Source organism: Sphingobium cloacae, assembly GCF_002355855.1.
In the GTDB taxonomy this organism is placed as follows: domain Bacteria; phylum Pseudomonadota; class Alphaproteobacteria; order Sphingomonadales; family Sphingomonadaceae; genus Sphingobium; species Sphingobium cloacae.
This window is the reverse complement of sequence record NZ_AP017658.1, coordinates 14,876-30,366: the sequence shown is the minus strand read 5'-3', so window position 1 is coordinate 30,366 and position 15,491 is coordinate 14,876. Positions and strand designations below refer to the sequence as shown.

The 15,491-nt window shown below is 62.0% G+C and carries 10 protein-coding genes and 9 pseudogenes; 4 read left to right on the top strand and 15 right to left on the bottom strand.

The genetic code is table 11. The features are described 5' to 3' along the window. Positions 1-30: 30 nt before the first annotated feature. Positions 31-267 (top strand): annotated as a pseudogene (locus SCLO_RS23105) (hypothetical protein); the annotation flags it as partial. On the opposite strand, the pseudogene SCLO_RS21540 reads toward SCLO_RS23105, so the two are convergent. The 11 genes and pseudogenes from SCLO_RS21540 to SCLO_RS21490 all read right to left on the bottom strand — a co-directional run. Further along, positions 263-542, bottom strand: a pseudogene (locus SCLO_RS21540) (DDE-type integrase/transposase/recombinase); the annotation flags it as partial. The pseudogenes SCLO_RS23105 and SCLO_RS21540 overlap by 5 nt on opposite strands. Before the next feature lie 48 nt (positions 543-590). Beyond that, positions 591-2,084, bottom strand: coding sequence for an IS66 family transposase (gene tnpC / locus SCLO_RS21535; protein WP_066522435.1), 1,494 nt, complete (start codon positions 2,082-2,084; stop codon positions 591-593). 294 nt (positions 2,085-2,378) lie between these two features. Further along, a complete protein-coding gene (gene tnpB, locus SCLO_RS21530; RefSeq protein ID WP_062346440.1) occupies positions 2,379-2,750 on the bottom strand; it encodes an IS66 family insertion sequence element accessory protein TnpB in 372 nt (123 codons plus the stop codon). Beyond that, the gene (locus SCLO_RS21525) at positions 2,747-3,166 is read right to left on the bottom strand and encodes a transposase (protein WP_082734689.1); all 420 of its coding nucleotides are present in this window, start codon (positions 3,164-3,166) and stop codon (positions 2,747-2,749) included. The genes tnpB (SCLO_RS21530) and SCLO_RS21525 overlap by 4 nt, the downstream gene beginning before the upstream one ends. An 80-nt stretch (positions 3,167-3,246) precedes the next feature. Next, positions 3,247-3,447: pseudogene (locus SCLO_RS21520) on the bottom strand (DDE-type integrase/transposase/recombinase); the annotation flags it as partial. 47 nt (positions 3,448-3,494) lie between these two features. After that, complete coding sequence (tnpC, locus tag SCLO_RS21515) at positions 3,495-4,988, bottom strand: IS66 family transposase (RefSeq protein WP_066522435.1); 1,494 nt, start codon at positions 4,986-4,988, stop codon at positions 3,495-3,497. 294 nt (positions 4,989-5,282) lie between these two features. After that, positions 5,283-5,654 (bottom strand): IS66 family insertion sequence element accessory protein TnpB, encoded by a 372-nt coding sequence (tnpB, locus tag SCLO_RS21510; protein WP_062346440.1) that lies wholly within the window; start codon positions 5,652-5,654, stop codon positions 5,283-5,285. Beyond that, positions 5,651-6,070, bottom strand: coding sequence for a transposase (locus SCLO_RS21505; protein ID WP_082734689.1), 420 nt, complete (start codon positions 6,068-6,070; stop codon positions 5,651-5,653). The genes tnpB (SCLO_RS21510) and SCLO_RS21505 overlap by 4 nt, the downstream gene beginning before the upstream one ends. Before the next feature lie 81 nt (positions 6,071-6,151). Continuing rightward, positions 6,152-6,412 (bottom strand): annotated as a pseudogene (locus SCLO_RS21500) (helix-turn-helix domain-containing protein); the annotation flags it as partial. A 376-nt stretch (positions 6,413-6,788) separates the two neighbouring features. Next, the gene (locus tag SCLO_RS21495; RefSeq protein WP_096362261.1) at positions 6,789-8,384 is read right to left on the bottom strand and encodes an FAD-dependent monooxygenase; all 1,596 of its coding nucleotides are present in this window, start codon (positions 8,382-8,384) and stop codon (positions 6,789-6,791) included. A 536-nt stretch (positions 8,385-8,920) separates the two neighbouring features. Continuing rightward, on the bottom strand, positions 8,921-10,453 hold the full coding sequence (locus tag SCLO_RS21490; protein WP_096362260.1) for a zinc-binding dehydrogenase: 1,533 nt from the start codon (positions 10,451-10,453) through the stop codon (positions 8,921-8,923). A 436-nt stretch (positions 10,454-10,889) separates the two neighbouring features. On the opposite strand from SCLO_RS21490, the pseudogene SCLO_RS21485 reads away from it, so the two are divergent. Further along, positions 10,890-11,276: pseudogene (locus tag SCLO_RS21485) on the top strand (transposase); the annotation flags it as partial. 16 nt (positions 11,277-11,292) lie between these two features. Then, a pseudogene (locus SCLO_RS24085) lies at positions 11,293-11,586 on the top strand (hypothetical protein); the annotation flags it as partial. A gap of 155 nt (positions 11,587-11,741) precedes the next feature. On the opposite strand, the pseudogene SCLO_RS21475 reads toward SCLO_RS24085, so the two are convergent. Further along, a pseudogene (locus SCLO_RS21475) lies at positions 11,742-12,173 on the bottom strand (transposase); the annotation flags it as partial. Between the two features lie 62 nt (positions 12,174-12,235). On the opposite strand from SCLO_RS21475, the gene SCLO_RS21470 reads away from it, so the two are divergent. Further along, entirely contained in the window at positions 12,236-13,000 is a 765-nt protein-coding gene (locus tag SCLO_RS21470; protein WP_001389365.1) for an IS6-like element IS6100 family transposase, read from the top strand. Positions 13,001-13,053: 53 nt separating this feature from the next. On the opposite strand, the pseudogene SCLO_RS21465 reads toward SCLO_RS21470, so the two are convergent. The 3 genes and pseudogenes from SCLO_RS21465 to SCLO_RS21450 form a co-directional block, all read right to left on the bottom strand. Continuing rightward, positions 13,054-13,818 (bottom strand): annotated as a pseudogene (locus SCLO_RS21465) (TrbG/VirB9 family P-type conjugative transfer protein); the annotation flags it as partial. Then, positions 13,815-14,513 (bottom strand): virB8 family protein, encoded by a 699-nt coding sequence (locus tag SCLO_RS21460; protein WP_007683408.1) that lies wholly within the window; start codon positions 14,511-14,513, stop codon positions 13,815-13,817. The pseudogene SCLO_RS21465 and the gene SCLO_RS21460, both read right to left, overlap by 4 nt. 336 nt (positions 14,514-14,849) lie before the next feature. Next, a pseudogene (locus SCLO_RS21450) lies at positions 14,850-15,467 on the bottom strand (type IV secretion system protein); the annotation flags it as partial. Positions 15,468-15,491: the final 24 nt, after the last annotated feature.

The window sequence follows — 15,491 nt, the reverse complement described above, 5'->3', positions numbered from 1 at the left end:
ACCAAAATCGCAGCTTCGGGCCGACTGGGCCTTCATGCCATGCTCGACCGCCAGTACCGCGCGACGCTCGATGAACCCGTTGGAATGCTTGGGGACATCAGCCCACGTGCGGCCGTTCGAACGGCCGCAGGCCGTTATCGAGTAGCTGGGTGGCTCAAGCATCTCGAAAACCGTAGCAGCGCTCACCCCGAACCGAACGACCCGATGGCAACCTACGATTTCACCTGGATGTGGCGCGAACTCGGCATCGAAGACCTGCGGAAATAGTCCCCTTCCACTGACGCTGACGCCTACCGTGAATCTGTGTCCGATTAATGCATAAGGGCCGGCATGGAGCTCCTCGAATATGCTTGATCTTCCTATCCTCGAGCCAGTCGGCGAGATCGCTGGCGATGTAGCTCGGGCCATTGTCGAAAGAGCAGCCGCGGCCGGTGCTGGACGCGCGCCTGATCGCAGCCCGAGGCTTTGAGCGCTGCCTCGAGCGTCTCGGTGACATCGCCAGCCGTCATGGTGGTGCAGAGCTTCCAGGCGATGATGTAGCGTATCCGTCATCCCAGACCCACGTGGCGGAAACGTGCCGGTCAAGCGTCTTAAGAGGGGGCGTTGCGCCCGGCGATCTTGGGGAAGTGCCAGGGCATGAGGGAATCGAGGTCCTTGTTGCTATGACCGTTGGCAAGCTTGGTGAGGGTGGCGGTGAGCCAGGCGAGCGGATCGACGTCCGAGAGTTTGCACGTTTCGAGAAGGCTGGCGAGCACCGCCCAATTGTCTGCCCCGGCATCGCTGCCGGCGAACAACGAGTTGCGGCGCGACAGGGCAATCGGGCGGATGCTTCTTTCGACCGTGTTGGTATCGAGCTCGACGCGGCCGTCGAGCAGGCAATAGGTGAGCTGCTGCCAGTGGTTGAGCATATAGTTGATCGCTTCGGCCATCTTGCCCTTGGCGCTGAACCGGCCGAGGTTCTTCGAGAGATAGTCGCGCAGGTTATCGAACAGCGGCTTCAGTATCAGCTGCCGCCCTTCGAACCGCGCCTCGGGCGAGGTGTCCCTGAGCGTCGCCTCGATCTTGTAGATCGCCGAGAAGCGACGGAGCACCTCGTCGGCAACGGGCTCCTTTTCGCGGAAATCGTAGAACTTGCGCCGCGCGTGAAGCAGGCAGAATGCGAGGGTGACGCCATTGCGGCGCTTGATCTCATTGTAGCCGGCATAGCCGTCCACCTGGAGCACCCCGGCGAAGTCGCCGAGATGGTCGATCGGATGCATGCCGCCGCGGCCGGCGGCGTACATGTAGACGACGGCGGGCGGCGCGAGTCCGCCCCATGGCCGATCGTCGCGGGCATAGGCCCACAGCTGGCCGCTCTTGGTCTTGCCGGTCCCGGGCGCCAGCACGGGCATGCGCGTCTCGTCGGCGAACAGCTTCACCGAACTTCGCAGCTCGGCGAGCAGATGCTGCCTGAGCGGAGTCAGCCACCATCCGACGCGCCCGACCCAGTCGGCGAGCGTTGCCCGGTCGAGATCGATCCCCTGGCGGGCGTAGATCTGGGCTTGCCGGTAAAGCGGAAGGTGATCGGCGTAGCGCGCGACGATGACCTGGGCGACGAGCGCGTCGGTGGGCAGGCCCTGATCGACGATGAAGCTTGGCGCCGGCGCCTGGGTGACGCCGCCCTCGTCGCAGCCGCGGCAGCCATAGCGCGGACGGCGGGTGACCAGCACGCGGAAGATGGTGGGCACGACGTCGAGGCGCTCGGTGACGTCCTCGCCGATGACATGAAGATCGTTGCCGCAGCAGGCACACTGCTTGTCTTCGATGTCGACGACCTGCTCGATACGCTCGAGATGGGCGGGCAGCGCTCCACGGTTGTTGCGGCGGCGGCGCTTTGTCTCGCCGGTCGCGTCAGCCTGGTCGATCAGCGCTTCGAGCCCGGCCTCGGCGCGCGACAAGGCAGCTTCGAGCTCTTCGAGCACGAGCTGGTACTGGTCGGGATCGAGCCGCTCGGCGCTCTGGCCGAAACGGTGGCGCTTGAACTGGTCGAGAATGTCGTTGAGGCGCTTGACCTCATCGCGGGCGGCCGCGAGCGCGTCCTCCATCTCGGCGGCCTTCGCCTCGGCGATGACGGCGGCGTGTTCGGCCGCTTTCGCGGTGGCGAGCGCGATGATCTCGCGCGCCTCAGCTTGGGCCGCAGCGCGGGCGAGCGCCTCGTTCTCGGCGTTGATGCGAACGATCTGCTGGTCGCGTTCGGCCGCCTCGGCGGTCAGCTTCGCGATGGTCGCGAGCAGCGCAACTGGGTCTTTGCAGGAGGCCGTCAGCGGGTCCATGGCAGGCATCGAATCACATGCGTAACGACGCGTCCAGCGCAGTTGACTCGGCCTGTCGCGACTATCTCACGCATCAGCGAAACCCTCGATTTTAGGCGGATTTACGCGCCTTGGCGCGCGGTGCCGACGCCAGTCCATGCCCGAGGTGAGTGCTGCCATCTGCGCCGCCGTGATCGAAAAACTGCCATCGACCGCCGGCGGCCAGGCGAATCCTTCGGCGGCCTCGGCGCGCTTGGTCATCAGCCAGATGCCGGTGCCGTCGAACCACAGAATCTTCAGCCTGTCCTTCCTCTTGGAACGAAAAATATAGGCGACTCCGCGCCACGGATCCTGGCTCAACTCGTGCTGGACCTTGGCCACCAGCGTGTCGATGCCGCAGCGGAAATCGATCGGCTTGGTGTAGATCAGCACCTTGGCGTCGCTGCCCGGCCCGATCATCGCGCCCTCAGCAGCGCTGCGATTACCGAGGCGACCAGCGTCGAACTTGCGCCGTGGGCGACCATCACTGGCACGCCGCGCACTTCCATTGCGACCTGCACCACCGCGTCCGGCAGCAGCCGCGCGTTCGCGGCCTCCGGTTCGAGCAGCACCGCCGGCACCGATGTCGGCTCGATGACCGCCGGCAGGAACATCGCCCTGTCCTCGCGCGCCGCGTCCTCCGCCATCTCGCGCAACTCGCGGCGCCAGGCATATATCTGGGCCGGAAGGACATCGAAACACGCGGCCACCTCCGCCATGCTGCACGCCGGATCGAGCGACAGCTCCACCACCGCGCGCTTCTCTTCCAGCGTCCAGCGCCGTCGGCGCCCGTTCTCCACGCCGCCACTGCCGTCGATCTCTTGCTCCACAGTCACCCCGCCGAATCAAATTACGCGATATGCACGCGGGACACTCAAAGCTCATGGCCATCTACGCCACGTGGGTCTGGGATGACGGATACGATGTAGCGGGAAAAGTCGTCGAGCACGGTCGACAGGTACATCCAGCCCCAGCCGATCACCTTCAGATAGGTGAAGTCCGTCTGCCAGAGCTGATTGGGCGCAGTTGTCTTGGTGTGGAACGTGTCCGCGGCCTTGACGACGATGAAGGCAGGGCTGGTGATTAGGTCATGTGCTTTGAGCAAGCGGTAGACTGTATCCGTCATCCCAGACCCACGTGGCGGAAACGTGCCGGTCAAGCGTCTTAAGAGGGGGCGTTGCGCCCGGCGATCTTGGGGAAGTGCCAGGGCATGAGGGAATCGAGGTCCTTGTTGCTATGACCGTTGGCAAGCTTGGTGAGGGTGGCGGTGAGCCAGGCGAGCGGATCGACGTCCGAGAGTTTGCACGTTTCGAGAAGGCTGGCGAGCACCGCCCAATTGTCTGCCCCGGCATCGCTGCCGGCGAACAACGAGTTGCGGCGCGACAGGGCAATCGGGCGGATGCTTCTTTCGACCGTGTTGGTATCGAGCTCGACGCGGCCGTCGAGCAGGCAATAGGTGAGCTGCTGCCAGTGGTTGAGCATATAGTTGATCGCTTCGGCCATCTTGCCCTTGGCGCTGAACCGGCCGAGGTTCTTCGAGAGATAGTCGCGCAGGTTATCGAACAGCGGCTTCAGTATCAGCTGCCGCCCTTCGAACCGCGCCTCGGGCGAGGTGTCCCTGAGCGTCGCCTCGATCTTGTAGATCGCCGAGAAGCGACGGAGCACCTCGTCGGCAACGGGCTCCTTTTCGCGGAAATCGTAGAACTTGCGCCGCGCGTGAAGCAGGCAGAATGCGAGGGTGACGCCATTGCGGCGCTTGATCTCATTGTAGCCGGCATAGCCGTCCACCTGGAGCACCCCGGCGAAGTCGCCGAGATGGTCGATCGGATGCATGCCGCCGCGGCCGGCGGCGTACATGTAGACGACGGCGGGCGGCGCGAGTCCGCCCCATGGCCGATCGTCGCGGGCATAGGCCCACAGCTGGCCGCTCTTGGTCTTGCCGGTCCCGGGCGCCAGCACGGGCATGCGCGTCTCGTCGGCGAACAGCTTCACCGAACTTCGCAGCTCGGCGAGCAGATGCTGCCTGAGCGGAGTCAGCCACCATCCGACGCGCCCGACCCAGTCGGCGAGCGTTGCCCGGTCGAGATCGATCCCCTGGCGGGCGTAGATCTGGGCTTGCCGGTAAAGCGGAAGGTGATCGGCGTAGCGCGCGACGATGACCTGGGCGACGAGCGCGTCGGTGGGCAGGCCCTGATCGACGATGAAGCTTGGCGCCGGCGCCTGGGTGACGCCGCCCTCGTCGCAGCCGCGGCAGCCATAGCGCGGACGGCGGGTGACCAGCACGCGGAAGATGGTGGGCACGACGTCGAGGCGCTCGGTGACGTCCTCGCCGATGACATGAAGATCGTTGCCGCAGCAGGCACACTGCTTGTCTTCGATGTCGACGACCTGCTCGATACGCTCGAGATGGGCGGGCAGCGCTCCACGGTTGTTGCGGCGGCGGCGCTTTGTCTCGCCGGTCGCGTCAGCCTGGTCGATCAGCGCTTCGAGCCCGGCCTCGGCGCGCGACAAGGCAGCTTCGAGCTCTTCGAGCACGAGCTGGTACTGGTCGGGATCGAGCCGCTCGGCGCTCTGGCCGAAACGGTGGCGCTTGAACTGGTCGAGAATGTCGTTGAGGCGCTTGACCTCATCGCGGGCGGCCGCGAGCGCGTCCTCCATCTCGGCGGCCTTCGCCTCGGCGATGACGGCGGCGTGTTCGGCCGCTTTCGCGGTGGCGAGCGCGATGATCTCGCGCGCCTCAGCTTGGGCCGCAGCGCGGGCGAGCGCCTCGTTCTCGGCGTTGATGCGAACGATCTGCTGGTCGCGTTCGGCCGCCTCGGCGGTCAGCTTCGCGATGGTCGCGAGCAGCGCAACTGGGTCTTTGCAGGAGGCCGTCAGCGGGTCCATGGCAGGCATCGAATCACATGCGTAACGACGCGTCCAGCGCAGTTGACTCGGCCTGTCGCGACTATCTCACGCATCAGCGAAACCCTCGATTTTAGGCGGATTTACGCGCCTTGGCGCGCGGTGCCGACGCCAGTCCATGCCCGAGGTGAGTGCTGCCATCTGCGCCGCCGTGATCGAAAAACTGCCATCGACCGCCGGCGGCCAGGCGAATCCTTCGGCGGCCTCGGCGCGCTTGGTCATCAGCCAGATGCCGGTGCCGTCGAACCACAGAATCTTCAGCCTGTCCTTCCTCTTGGAACGAAAAATATAGGCGACTCCGCGCCACGGATCCTGGCTCAACTCGTGCTGGACCTTGGCCACCAGCGTGTCGATGCCGCAGCGGAAATCGATCGGCTTGGTGTAGATCAGCACCTTGGCGTCGCTGCCCGGCCCGATCATCGCGCCCTCAGCAGCGCTGCGATTACCGAGGCGACCAGCGTCGAACTTGCGCCGTGGGCGACCATCACTGGCACGCCGCGCACTTCCATTGCGACCTGCACCACCGCGTCCGGCAGCAGCCGCGCGTTCGCGGCCTCCGGTTCGAGCAGCACCGCCGGCACCGATGTCGGCTCGATGACCGCCGGCAGGAACATCGCCCTGTCCTCGCGCGCCGCGTCCTCCGCCATCTCGCGCAACTCGCGGCGCCAGGCATATATCTGGGCCGGAAGGACATCGAAACACGCGGCCACCTCCGCCATGCTGCACGCCGGATCGAGCGACAGCTCCACCACCGCGCGCTTCTCTTCCAGCGTCCAGCGCCGTCGGCGCCCGTTCTCCACGCCGCCACTGCCGTCGATCTCTTGCTCCACAGTCACCCCGCCGAATCAAATTACGCGATATGCACGCGGGACACTCAAAGCTCATGGCCATCTACGCCACGTGGGTCTGGGATGACGGATACGGTAGACTGACGCTTCGGAGACGAAATAGCCCTGCTCGTCGGTGAAGCGGACGGCCAGCTCGCGCGGGGAGAGCTCGGGCGCGTCGATGCGCATGCGAATATCGTCCGGAATGCGGTTCCACACCCGCCCCGGACGCGAGGGGCGGTCCTCCAGCGCCCCCGGCCCATCGCTCGCATGGAGCTCGCACCACTGGTAGAAGGTCGCCCGTGGGATGCCGATCTGCGCCAATCCGAGCAAACTCTCGCGGAGAGGCATCATGACCGGACGATCGATAGAATGTACCATGCACCCTGTTCAAGTCGGGTCATGGCGGGCGGCTACCGATCACGATCGGCCACAGCAAGCCGTCCCCGCGCTAAGTTGACAGTGCCTGCCTGGCGGCTGCCCACACCCGCCTGTGCTTGGTCCGCAGGCAACGTGTGCCCGCCGAACTCGCAAAGTAATGAAAATGACCCGATACAGCGCAAATGCCGCCCTGCTCGGCAGCATGCGTGTCACCAGAGACGCAAATGACTCCACCCGCGCACTGGTTTCATAAGACGCTGTTACACTTATCCGAACGCGGTGTGCAAGTTGGTCCTGACTTCCACGACGTACAATCAATTCACCCGGATCATTATGGCTAGCGCGCCTACTTCCTGAGCTCAGAGAGTAAAGACCGACAGAGCGCTCGACCGTCGCGACCTGCGTCGTAAATCACACGATCCGGACGGAGAAGTACCGCGTTGATACGGTTCTTGTCATACCACTTACACACAGTTTCACCCGGATCAAAGAAATCGCAGTCTAGCTTGAGCACAACTCCGCCGAGACTCCTCACGAAATCTGTTACTTCAGGTCCCGTTGGACTATCTGTGGAAATGAGCGCGAATCTAAGACCAATCAGGTCATCCATCCGCCTACGTTCGCCGTCCGGCGTTTGCACCCAAGGCTGAAACATCGGCGTACCAGACAAACGATGCTGCAGCCCTATAAGCCCGCTCTTGAATCCCGGCTTTCTTATCCAATTTCTGAACAGCAGACGATTAACAAACTTGCTGCTGCGGGATAGGGCGTAGACAAAGTTGCGTAACCCGATTTGTAATGGACTGGTACTTTGCATTCTTATGCCCATATCGACGGCGGCTTGAATGGTCTCAAGGCTCTGTGGTCGACGCTCATCATCGTAAGTGTCCAGTATGCGATCGGATGTTTTTTTATTAAGCACAAGACTCAGCTTAAACGACAGGTTGGCCGCGTCGCGTATGCCCATGTTCAAACCCTGCCCAGACCAAGGGGGCGTAAGATGGGCTGCGTCACCAGCGACCAATAACCGGCCTACGCGCCATCTGCTCGGCATCCCCGCATAGAACGTGTATGACACACTGCGGATCACCCGGAAATTCTCGGGCTCAAATCCCCGGGATTCAATGAGCGCTCTCGCCGCATCTTGGTAGTCTTTCTCATTTTTTAGTTCAGCGCCGACGATTTCGGAATGTTGGAGGAAATCAAAGCGTACATGGCCATGTAGACCTTTGGCCAAAACACCAGCTTCCTTTCCGTCATGAAGAATATATCCACCCTGTGGAATTCTTGTTCTGAAATATACTGGGTCATCTACAATCGCGTCGACTACAAGATACCGTTCGGTGTATTTTAGGTCTACCCTCGGAACGCTCATCGTTTTCCGAACAATGCTTCTGGCGCCATCACAGCCAACGACATAGCTGGCTGAGATGGTGAAATCTTCGTTAGTAGCCCGATTCTTGCACCTCAGTTCAACTTGCTCGCCAAGATCGTTTATCTCAGTAACTTCATGATAAAAAAAAGAACTCGCCGCGTTCTCACCTACTGAAAATTCTTCGCGCAGGATCGCCTCGAGACTCGGCTGGTGGAACAGCGTCAAGTGGCGGTGCCCATGGAGTCCCGACAGCAAATCTTCTCCGACGCTACGACGGTCAAAGCCCCCTAAGCGTTTGCCATTCCGATCGATCAACTCAAGGTCTGCCTGATAGATATGGCCCTCCGCTTTAAGGCGATCCAAGATGCCAACTGATTGCATAATTCGCGTTGACTCATCGTCAAATCCCATTCCGCGCGGGGCGTAGAAGACGTCGAGCTCGCGATCAAGAATGGCAACCTTGTGCCCATATTGCTTCAGGAAATTAGCTAGCAAAGCACCAACGGGCCCACATCCGACAATAGCCACGTCAAATTGCGCAGCTTGATTGGTTAGCTCGGCGGTCATATGCTCTTCCTTTTTGGCTATTCTGCTTGTCTTGTGCTCTTCTGCGTGCACGAAGTTGTTCGCGTTGGATTTACTTTTTTCTTATGTAGCGGGTAAGTTGTTTATTTGACGGTTCGAGGGTCGGGCAACCTCGTAGTGCCCTCGGTCGGAAACCATTCATGACGTACTTACTTGTTCAGAAGTAAGTTTTTGCTCGACATCATCGGGTTCGGCCGCGAAGCCGACGAACGCGTTCGAATCGCTTGCTACCCTCACCTCTGACGATCCTGCCGGAAGCATCGGTGACACAGGTGTTGTTGTCTTGCAGCCAAACATCGGTCCTGGCGTAATAGTCTATGGCTGTTCTTCGATGGTGCTTGTCGCCTGATTCTTAACCGGGCTGAACACCATCAATGTGAGGGACAGCACCCCAGTCAGCTGGCTGGGGTGCATCCGCGTATTACCGCATCTAGTGTATGAACACTTGCTTGCCGCAGCAGAACTCGTGACCGGCTCATTTCGTTCTGGCGCAACATGATCAAATCCGTCGACAGGGCCTAGCTATCGAAGACTACGACAGGCGCCAGTTCGGTGCGATCCGACGCCACCTGGAACGCCTTGTTCGTTTCCTCAAGACGCCACCGGGACGTGACCATCGGCCGCAGGTCATACTTGCCCTGCTCCATGAGAGACACGATCTTCGGGATATCCCGCATGAAGTTGAGGCCGCCCTGTTGTCCGGCGTGAACGGTGCGCCCGGCGTTGGCGAATGCAGCTGCCGGATACGAGACATCCCCAATCTGGCCAAAGCCAAGGTAAACGATCTCGCCGCCGCGGCGCGTCATCTCCCAGGCCTGCTGCATCGGCAGAATGCCCGTTGGATCCGGCGGTGTCTCAACCTTGGGAACATCTCCGGTGGGGCCTGCCGCCTCGATGGTGAAATCGGGCCCGCGGTTATCCCGCACCGCTCCGAAGGTTGCGTTGACAAAGTCGGAATCAGCCTGCGACACCCATCCGCGGCCGCCCGACGTGATGCGGCCGGTCGGCCCCTTACACAACTCGCGAATGGTCTCAACGAGACCCTCCCCTTCTGCGTTCGGGTCGAGCACAGTAGTGGCGCCGAACCGCTTTGCAGCCTCGCGACGATGCTTGACTGGCTCGCTGACGATGATCTGTGCAGCGCCGGCGACCCGAGCGGCCATGACGGCGGAGAGACCGACTGGTCCCGCGCCCAGCACCACAACATTGGACCCCATCTCGACCTTCATGACACCCATTGCGCCGCCGAAGCCCGTCGCGGCCGTGTCACCCAGAAGTGAGAGCTGGTCTGCAGGCAGGTCGGTAAAAATGGGACACAGATACTCTTCATAGCAGACATTCAGTTCGGCCAGCCCTCCGATTCCAATCTGGGCGATGAGCCCGGAGCCATCCGCACGCGTGGCGATTTCGGGTGGGAACCCCGCGGGCACAGCGAACGCCCACTGACAATGATCGGCGCGCCCGCGCAGGCACATGTAACAATTGCCGCACTGCGAAACCACGCCGATGATGACGCGATCGCCCGGCTTTACCCGTCGCACATCGGTCGCCACGGCCTCGACGATGCCGACAGCGGTGTGGTTCGAGATCTGCGGAACGGTGTCGGGCGCGTACTTGGGGGCCGGCTTGACCGCAGGTCTGCCACCGATGCCGCGCTGGACCAGTGAATAGCATGGCGCCGACGCCTCCGTGCGTACCACCACCTGCCGCGACTGGAGTTCCTTGAGGCGCAGTTCTTCGACACCGGCCTTGCCGCCAACCCACAGCCCCTCTTGCACCCACGCGCGAAACTTCCGCCCCGCTTGCTTGCCCGTTAGCACAGCCGGCGCCCGCTGCTCGGCGACCGCCGCCCCAGCCAGCAGCCCGTCCGCACCACCAGTCGCCAATGCGGCGCCCGCCTTCAATGCCGCACGGCGCGGAACGCCCTGCTGCTCCCCAGCTGACGCTTCACCATGCGAATGCCCATCCTGCTTGCACTGGTGTTCCAAAACCGTTCCTCCCAATCTCGCTTTGCCGACCGCCCTTATCGTCGTGCGACGGTAGCTCGACACTTACTTGCATGCAAGTAGGAATGGGCTAGCATTTATAGAAAGTAGAGTGGTTGTGACGGAATCCGAAGGGGCAAGGCGTCAGTGGACTTGCTTCGGAAAAACGGAGAGCGGTTTTGCAGCTATGCGGCCAGCCGTTCGAACTGAGCTGGGCTGACATAGTCGAGTGTCGAGTGACGGCGGACGCAATTGTACGAGCACACGCCTTGATCGGAAGGCTGAGCGCAAGCAAACGTCCATCGGCAGTCCGTGATCGTAGAACAGGCCAAAGAGGCTGACAGGCCTGGACCAAAAGGTCAGCGGGTCGGATCGCCAGCGAGCACCTCTGGCGACGGTGACAACAACCCCCGCCGGATCAAAGGACGCAGCCGCCCCGATCGCATCTCCCGATCAGGCAACAGGGTAAGCCCCACTCGTCCCGCGCGTCCGCGAGCAGGCGCCGACCTTGATGGCCGCGATGGGCATCTCGACCGGCACCATTGCCGACATGCTTGTCGTCCTTGGCGACAATCCGGAACGCATCCGCTCCGAGGCCGCCTTTGCCAGCCTGTGCGGCGTCTGTCCCATTCCAGCGTCGAGCGGCAAGACCAGCCGCCACCGTCTCAACCGCGGCGGCAACCGGCGAGCAAATGCTGCCCTCTACCGGGTGGCGCTTGTTCGCATGCAGCGGCATCCACCGACCCGCGCCTATGTCGAGCGCCGAACAGCTGAAGGGAAGTCACCGCGCGAGATCCGCCGCTGCCTCAAACGCTACATCGCCCGTGAGATCTTCGCCCATCTCTGCATGAGGAAACCACCGGCCAGCGCCGAAGGAAATGCCGCTTGACCAACATAGGAGCATCAACGCCCTCGCCGAGACGATCAATGGCCTCTACAAGGCCGAGGTCATCCACCGCCGTGGCCCCTGGCGCTCATTCGAGGCCGTCGAGTTCGCCACGCTCGAATGGGTCGCTTGGTTGTTTAATCGCTTCACGCCTGTCAAGGCCGGTTCGGCAACACACCGCCCGGCGCGCCCCAGGATTGTGGCACGAGGTATCCGGCGGCATGGGCTGTCCTCAGTGGCCATATCTATGCGAGAGGGTAGCCGTATGCCGGGAGCGGGGTTGTTTCCGCGGTCGGCACCAGCCGCCGCATAATGGTCTTCGCAGGAATGGCCTTCCTATGTTCAACACGCAGTCTCCAAGGAACTGCATCCAGTCTTAACGGAATGGCCAGACCGACGTCCGCGGCAGGGACGCCTCTGCACGTCAGATGATGACGCGCTGAGATGGGCAGACTTGCGAGCCCCCGCTTATGCGGGGACGCCAGTCGACTTGTTGAATGCTTCTCCCGTCTTGAGCATGCTGTGCATGATGACCGCCAGCTTGCGGGCGACGGCGACCGCAGCGCGCTTGGTGCCGAGGCGCTCCCACAGCTTGAGCCCCCAATCTTTGAGGCTGCTGTCATTTCGGGAGCTGGTCCGCGTCAGCATCACCATCGCTGCCTCGTAGAGAAGGCTTCGGAGATGCTTGTCTCCCCGTCGTGAGATGTGGCCGTCATAGTCGAGCTCTCCTGACTGGTAGCGTCTGGTGGTCAGCCCCGGCCAGGCGCCGACCAAACGCGACCTGTGGAAGTTGCCCGGGTCTTCGATCGCTGCAGAAAAGGAGAGAGCTGTGACAGCGCCGATCCCCGGGATTGTCATCAGCAGTTGCGCTGCCTTGCTTTGCCGCCCGGTTGCCAGCAATGGCTCTGTTGCAAAAATCGTGAAGCTTGAGCATGCTTGGCGGAGATTGGACGGACGGAACGATGACGGATTTCAAGTGGCGCCATTTCCAGGGTGATGTGATCCTGTGGGCGGTGCGCTGGTATTGTCGCTATCCGATCAGCTATCGCGACCTTGAGGAAATGCTGGCGGAACGCGGCATTTCGGTCGACCATACGACGATCTATCGCTGGGTCCAGTGCTACGCCCCGGAGATGGAGAAGCGGCTGCGCTGGTTCTGGCGGCGTGGCTTTGATCCGAGCTGGCGCCTGGATGAAACCTACGTCAAGGTGCGGGGCAAGTGGACCTACCTGTACCGGGCAGTCGACAAGCGGGGCGACACGATCGATTTCTACCTGTCGCCGACCCGCAGCGCCAAGGCAGCGAAGCGGTTCCTGGGCAAGGCCCTGCGAGGCCTGAAGCACTGGGAAAAGCCTGCCACGCTCAATACCGACAAAGCGCCGAGCTATGGTGCAGCGATCACCGAATTGAAGCGCGAAGGAAAGCTGGACCGGGAGACGGCCCACCGGCAGGTGAAGTATCTCAATAACGTGATCGAGGCCGATCACGGAAAGCTCAAGATACTGATCAAGCCGGTGCGCGGTTTCAAATCGATCCCCACGGCCTATGCCACGATCAAGGGATTCGAAGTCATGCGAGCCCTGCGCAAAGGACAGGCTCGCCCCTGGTGCCTGCAGCCCGGCATCAGGGGCGAGGTGCGCCTTGTGGAGAGAGCTTTTGGCATTGGGCCCTCGGCGCTGACGGAGGCCATGGGCATGCTCAACCACCATTTCGCAGCAGCCGCCTGATCGGCGCAGAGCGACAGCCTACCTCTGACTGCCGCCAATCTTTGCAACAGAGCCATGCACAGCACCTCGCCGCCCCGCCGAAGGCGCAGCTGACGCGCCACCAGATGGACGACGACGAATTCGTCACGGACGTCGAAGGGAACCAGCGTCTCAGACCCGTCTGGTCGCACCAGATATATAGCCGGCACCTCGCGGTTCGCTGGGAAACGCAACACCGTGAACTGCCCGTTATCGGAGACCTCCGACGGCTGAAGCTCGCTGGAGCCCTGCACCTTGTAGTTCATGTTGCGAGGCCCTTCGACGACCCCATGATCGAGAGCGCCGCGAACGGCCCGGCTCTCCAGGGCAGCCGCCTGCATGGCAATCTGCGCGGCCCTGAGACGCGCGGCGCGGTCTGCATCGTCCCTGGGATATCGGAACCGCACCTGAAAATAGGCTTGGCCGTTGCGGCCCGTGATCGGACCGCTGCGAGCGGTCAACTCGAACGCATAGCTGCGCAATTCGCCTCCGCGCGACGTGGTGACGATGAGATTGGTCGGTCCGGCACGCTCACGCGGCTTGAGGAACAGGATGTGCCCGGCGACGGCGACCTCCCAAGATACGGTGTCGCCCAGCGCGACGTGCTGGATCGTCTCATCGTCGCTCAGGACAATCTGTGTTGCGGTCCGGAACGTGCCGACGATCCGATAGACCTCGGTCTCTTCATATTCGACGAACTTGACGCGCGGGTCGGACGGACCACCTCGCGGAACTTCGACCGCGTGCGCCGCCGTTACAGGCACCAGCGCGCAAATGATGGCGGCGGAGAGCGCCCTCATCGGATCACCTCCGGATCGGCACGATAGTTTTCGACCTGGAATCCCAGCGGGTTCCGGTAGCGATCGCCTTCCGCCATGGGCGCGTTGGCGTAGGCGAACGTGATCGTGGCGATCCAATCGCTGTTCTGGATGTCGGTCTCGGTCTGGACTGTCCGCGTGAACCGGACATTGGCGACGCGATCGTTGATGAAGGCGATGTTGCGCACGCGCGCCTGCACAACTGCGTTCTTGCCCCAGACATTTTGGGGACTGGCACCATTGTTGCTACTGTAGAAGCGCGCCCAGCGCTGCTGTTCGGTCGGCTGCGAGAGGATCGTCACGAACCGAAAATTTTCTTCGGCCGCTGCCGGGATCCAGCTTTCGCGGGTTCTCACATACTGGGCGAGGAAGTATTTGGTGACCGCCTCATCGTAGCGCATCGGCCGCTGCGTGAGCGCGGTCTGGACATCCACCGCGCCGGTGGTCTGGTTGACGCGAATAACATAGGGCACGACAGTCTTGAGAGGCGTCAGAGCCGCAACTGCGAAGATCGAGGCCGCGGCCAGGAGTGAGGCGATGGCCGCGATGCTCCAAGCGATGCGGGTCGAGCGCAGCGCGTTCCGGATCCTGTCCTGATCCCAGCTTCGTGCGTCCCGGAAATAGCGCTGCAGCCCCGATGCCGGCACCGCCTCCGAGCGGTCATCAGCAGCTCGCATAATGCGGTCCCCTTGGTGCGAACGATACTTTGTCTCCGGAAGATGACGCGGAAGGCACGGCGGGCGGTGGGGGTGGATCGCCGTCTCTTGGATGCGATAGCGGCGGTATGGGCGGCGCAGCTCTCGGCGCCGTGGTCGCAGGCACAGGTGAGCCCGGTAAGACGCTTCCATAGATGTTCACGTCGCGCAGGTGATGGCCATTGCAAACCGCGAGCTTCTTTGGACCGGATGCACAGCCGACGACGCCGAGCGCAGCCAGAACAACGCCCAGGCAGGTGACGCTACGGCGGAAGCTAGGCGCGAATATTGGTGAAGAAAAAGCCATGAGATGCCTCGCTACGCCGCTTCGATGGTGCCGCCGCGGTGAGCGGCGCGCTCCAAGTTGCGGCTGTTGCGCATGACGCGACGCTGTCGGAAGGGAGATGCCATCGTGCCCCAGGCCGTTCCGGCGAAGGCACCCACGCCGGCAGCGGCTCCCCCGGCTATTCCCGTTGCAATGGCTGGAGCCTGGAAGAAGAAGATCGTGCCCAAAAATATGTACGCTGCAAACAGGACAGCACCGAAAGCCGTATCCACGACGCCTTCAGATGCTGCTGTTGCAGCCGCTCCGAGGTCTGTGATCAGGGTCGTGATGGCTATGATTACAGCAAGGAGAACGATATAGTTGAATACTTGCCCCAGCCAGCCGTGGAAAAAACGCCTCGTTGGCTCGAAGAGAGCTAGAGCGATGAAGATGGGGCCAAGTGCGATAATGATCGCCAACGCAACTTTGGCAAATATAGTAATAGCAAATCCAACCGCTGCCGAGAGCCCAGCTAATGCCTTCAGCCCCAGGCTCAGCGCATAGAGGACCAGTTTATATGGGTTAATGTCGCTGTACGTTGCGGCTTCAGTCTCTATCCGTGCAACTATAGCATCACTTTGAGTGTAATAGTCGTCGAAGGCCTCTCCTACTGGGGGTGACTACACGAAAGTGAC

What these genes read in the sequence shown, in the direction of transcription:
- tnpC (WP_066522435.1), bottom strand. Translation starts at nt 2,084, where the DNA reads ATGGAGGACGCGCTCGCGGCCGCCCGCGATGAGGTCAAGCGCCTCAAC.
- tnpB (WP_062346440.1), bottom strand. Translation starts at nt 2,750, where the DNA reads ATGATCGGGCCGGGCAGCGACGCCAAGGTGCTGATCTACACCAAGCCG.
- tnpC (WP_066522435.1), bottom strand. Translation starts at nt 4,988, where the DNA reads ATGGAGGACGCGCTCGCGGCCGCCCGCGATGAGGTCAAGCGCCTCAAC.
- tnpB (WP_062346440.1), bottom strand. Translation starts at nt 5,654, where the DNA reads ATGATCGGGCCGGGCAGCGACGCCAAGGTGCTGATCTACACCAAGCCG.
- SCLO_RS21495 (WP_096362261.1), bottom strand. Translation starts at nt 8,384, where the DNA reads ATGACCGCCGAGCTAACCAATCAAGCTGCGCAATTTGACGTGGCTATT.
- SCLO_RS21470 (WP_001389365.1), top strand. Translation starts at nt 12,236, where the DNA reads ATGACGGATTTCAAGTGGCGCCATTTCCAGGGTGATGTGATCCTGTGG.
- SCLO_RS21460 (WP_007683408.1), bottom strand. Translation starts at nt 14,513, where the DNA reads ATGCGAGCTGCTGATGACCGCTCGGAGGCGGTGCCGGCATCGGGGCTG.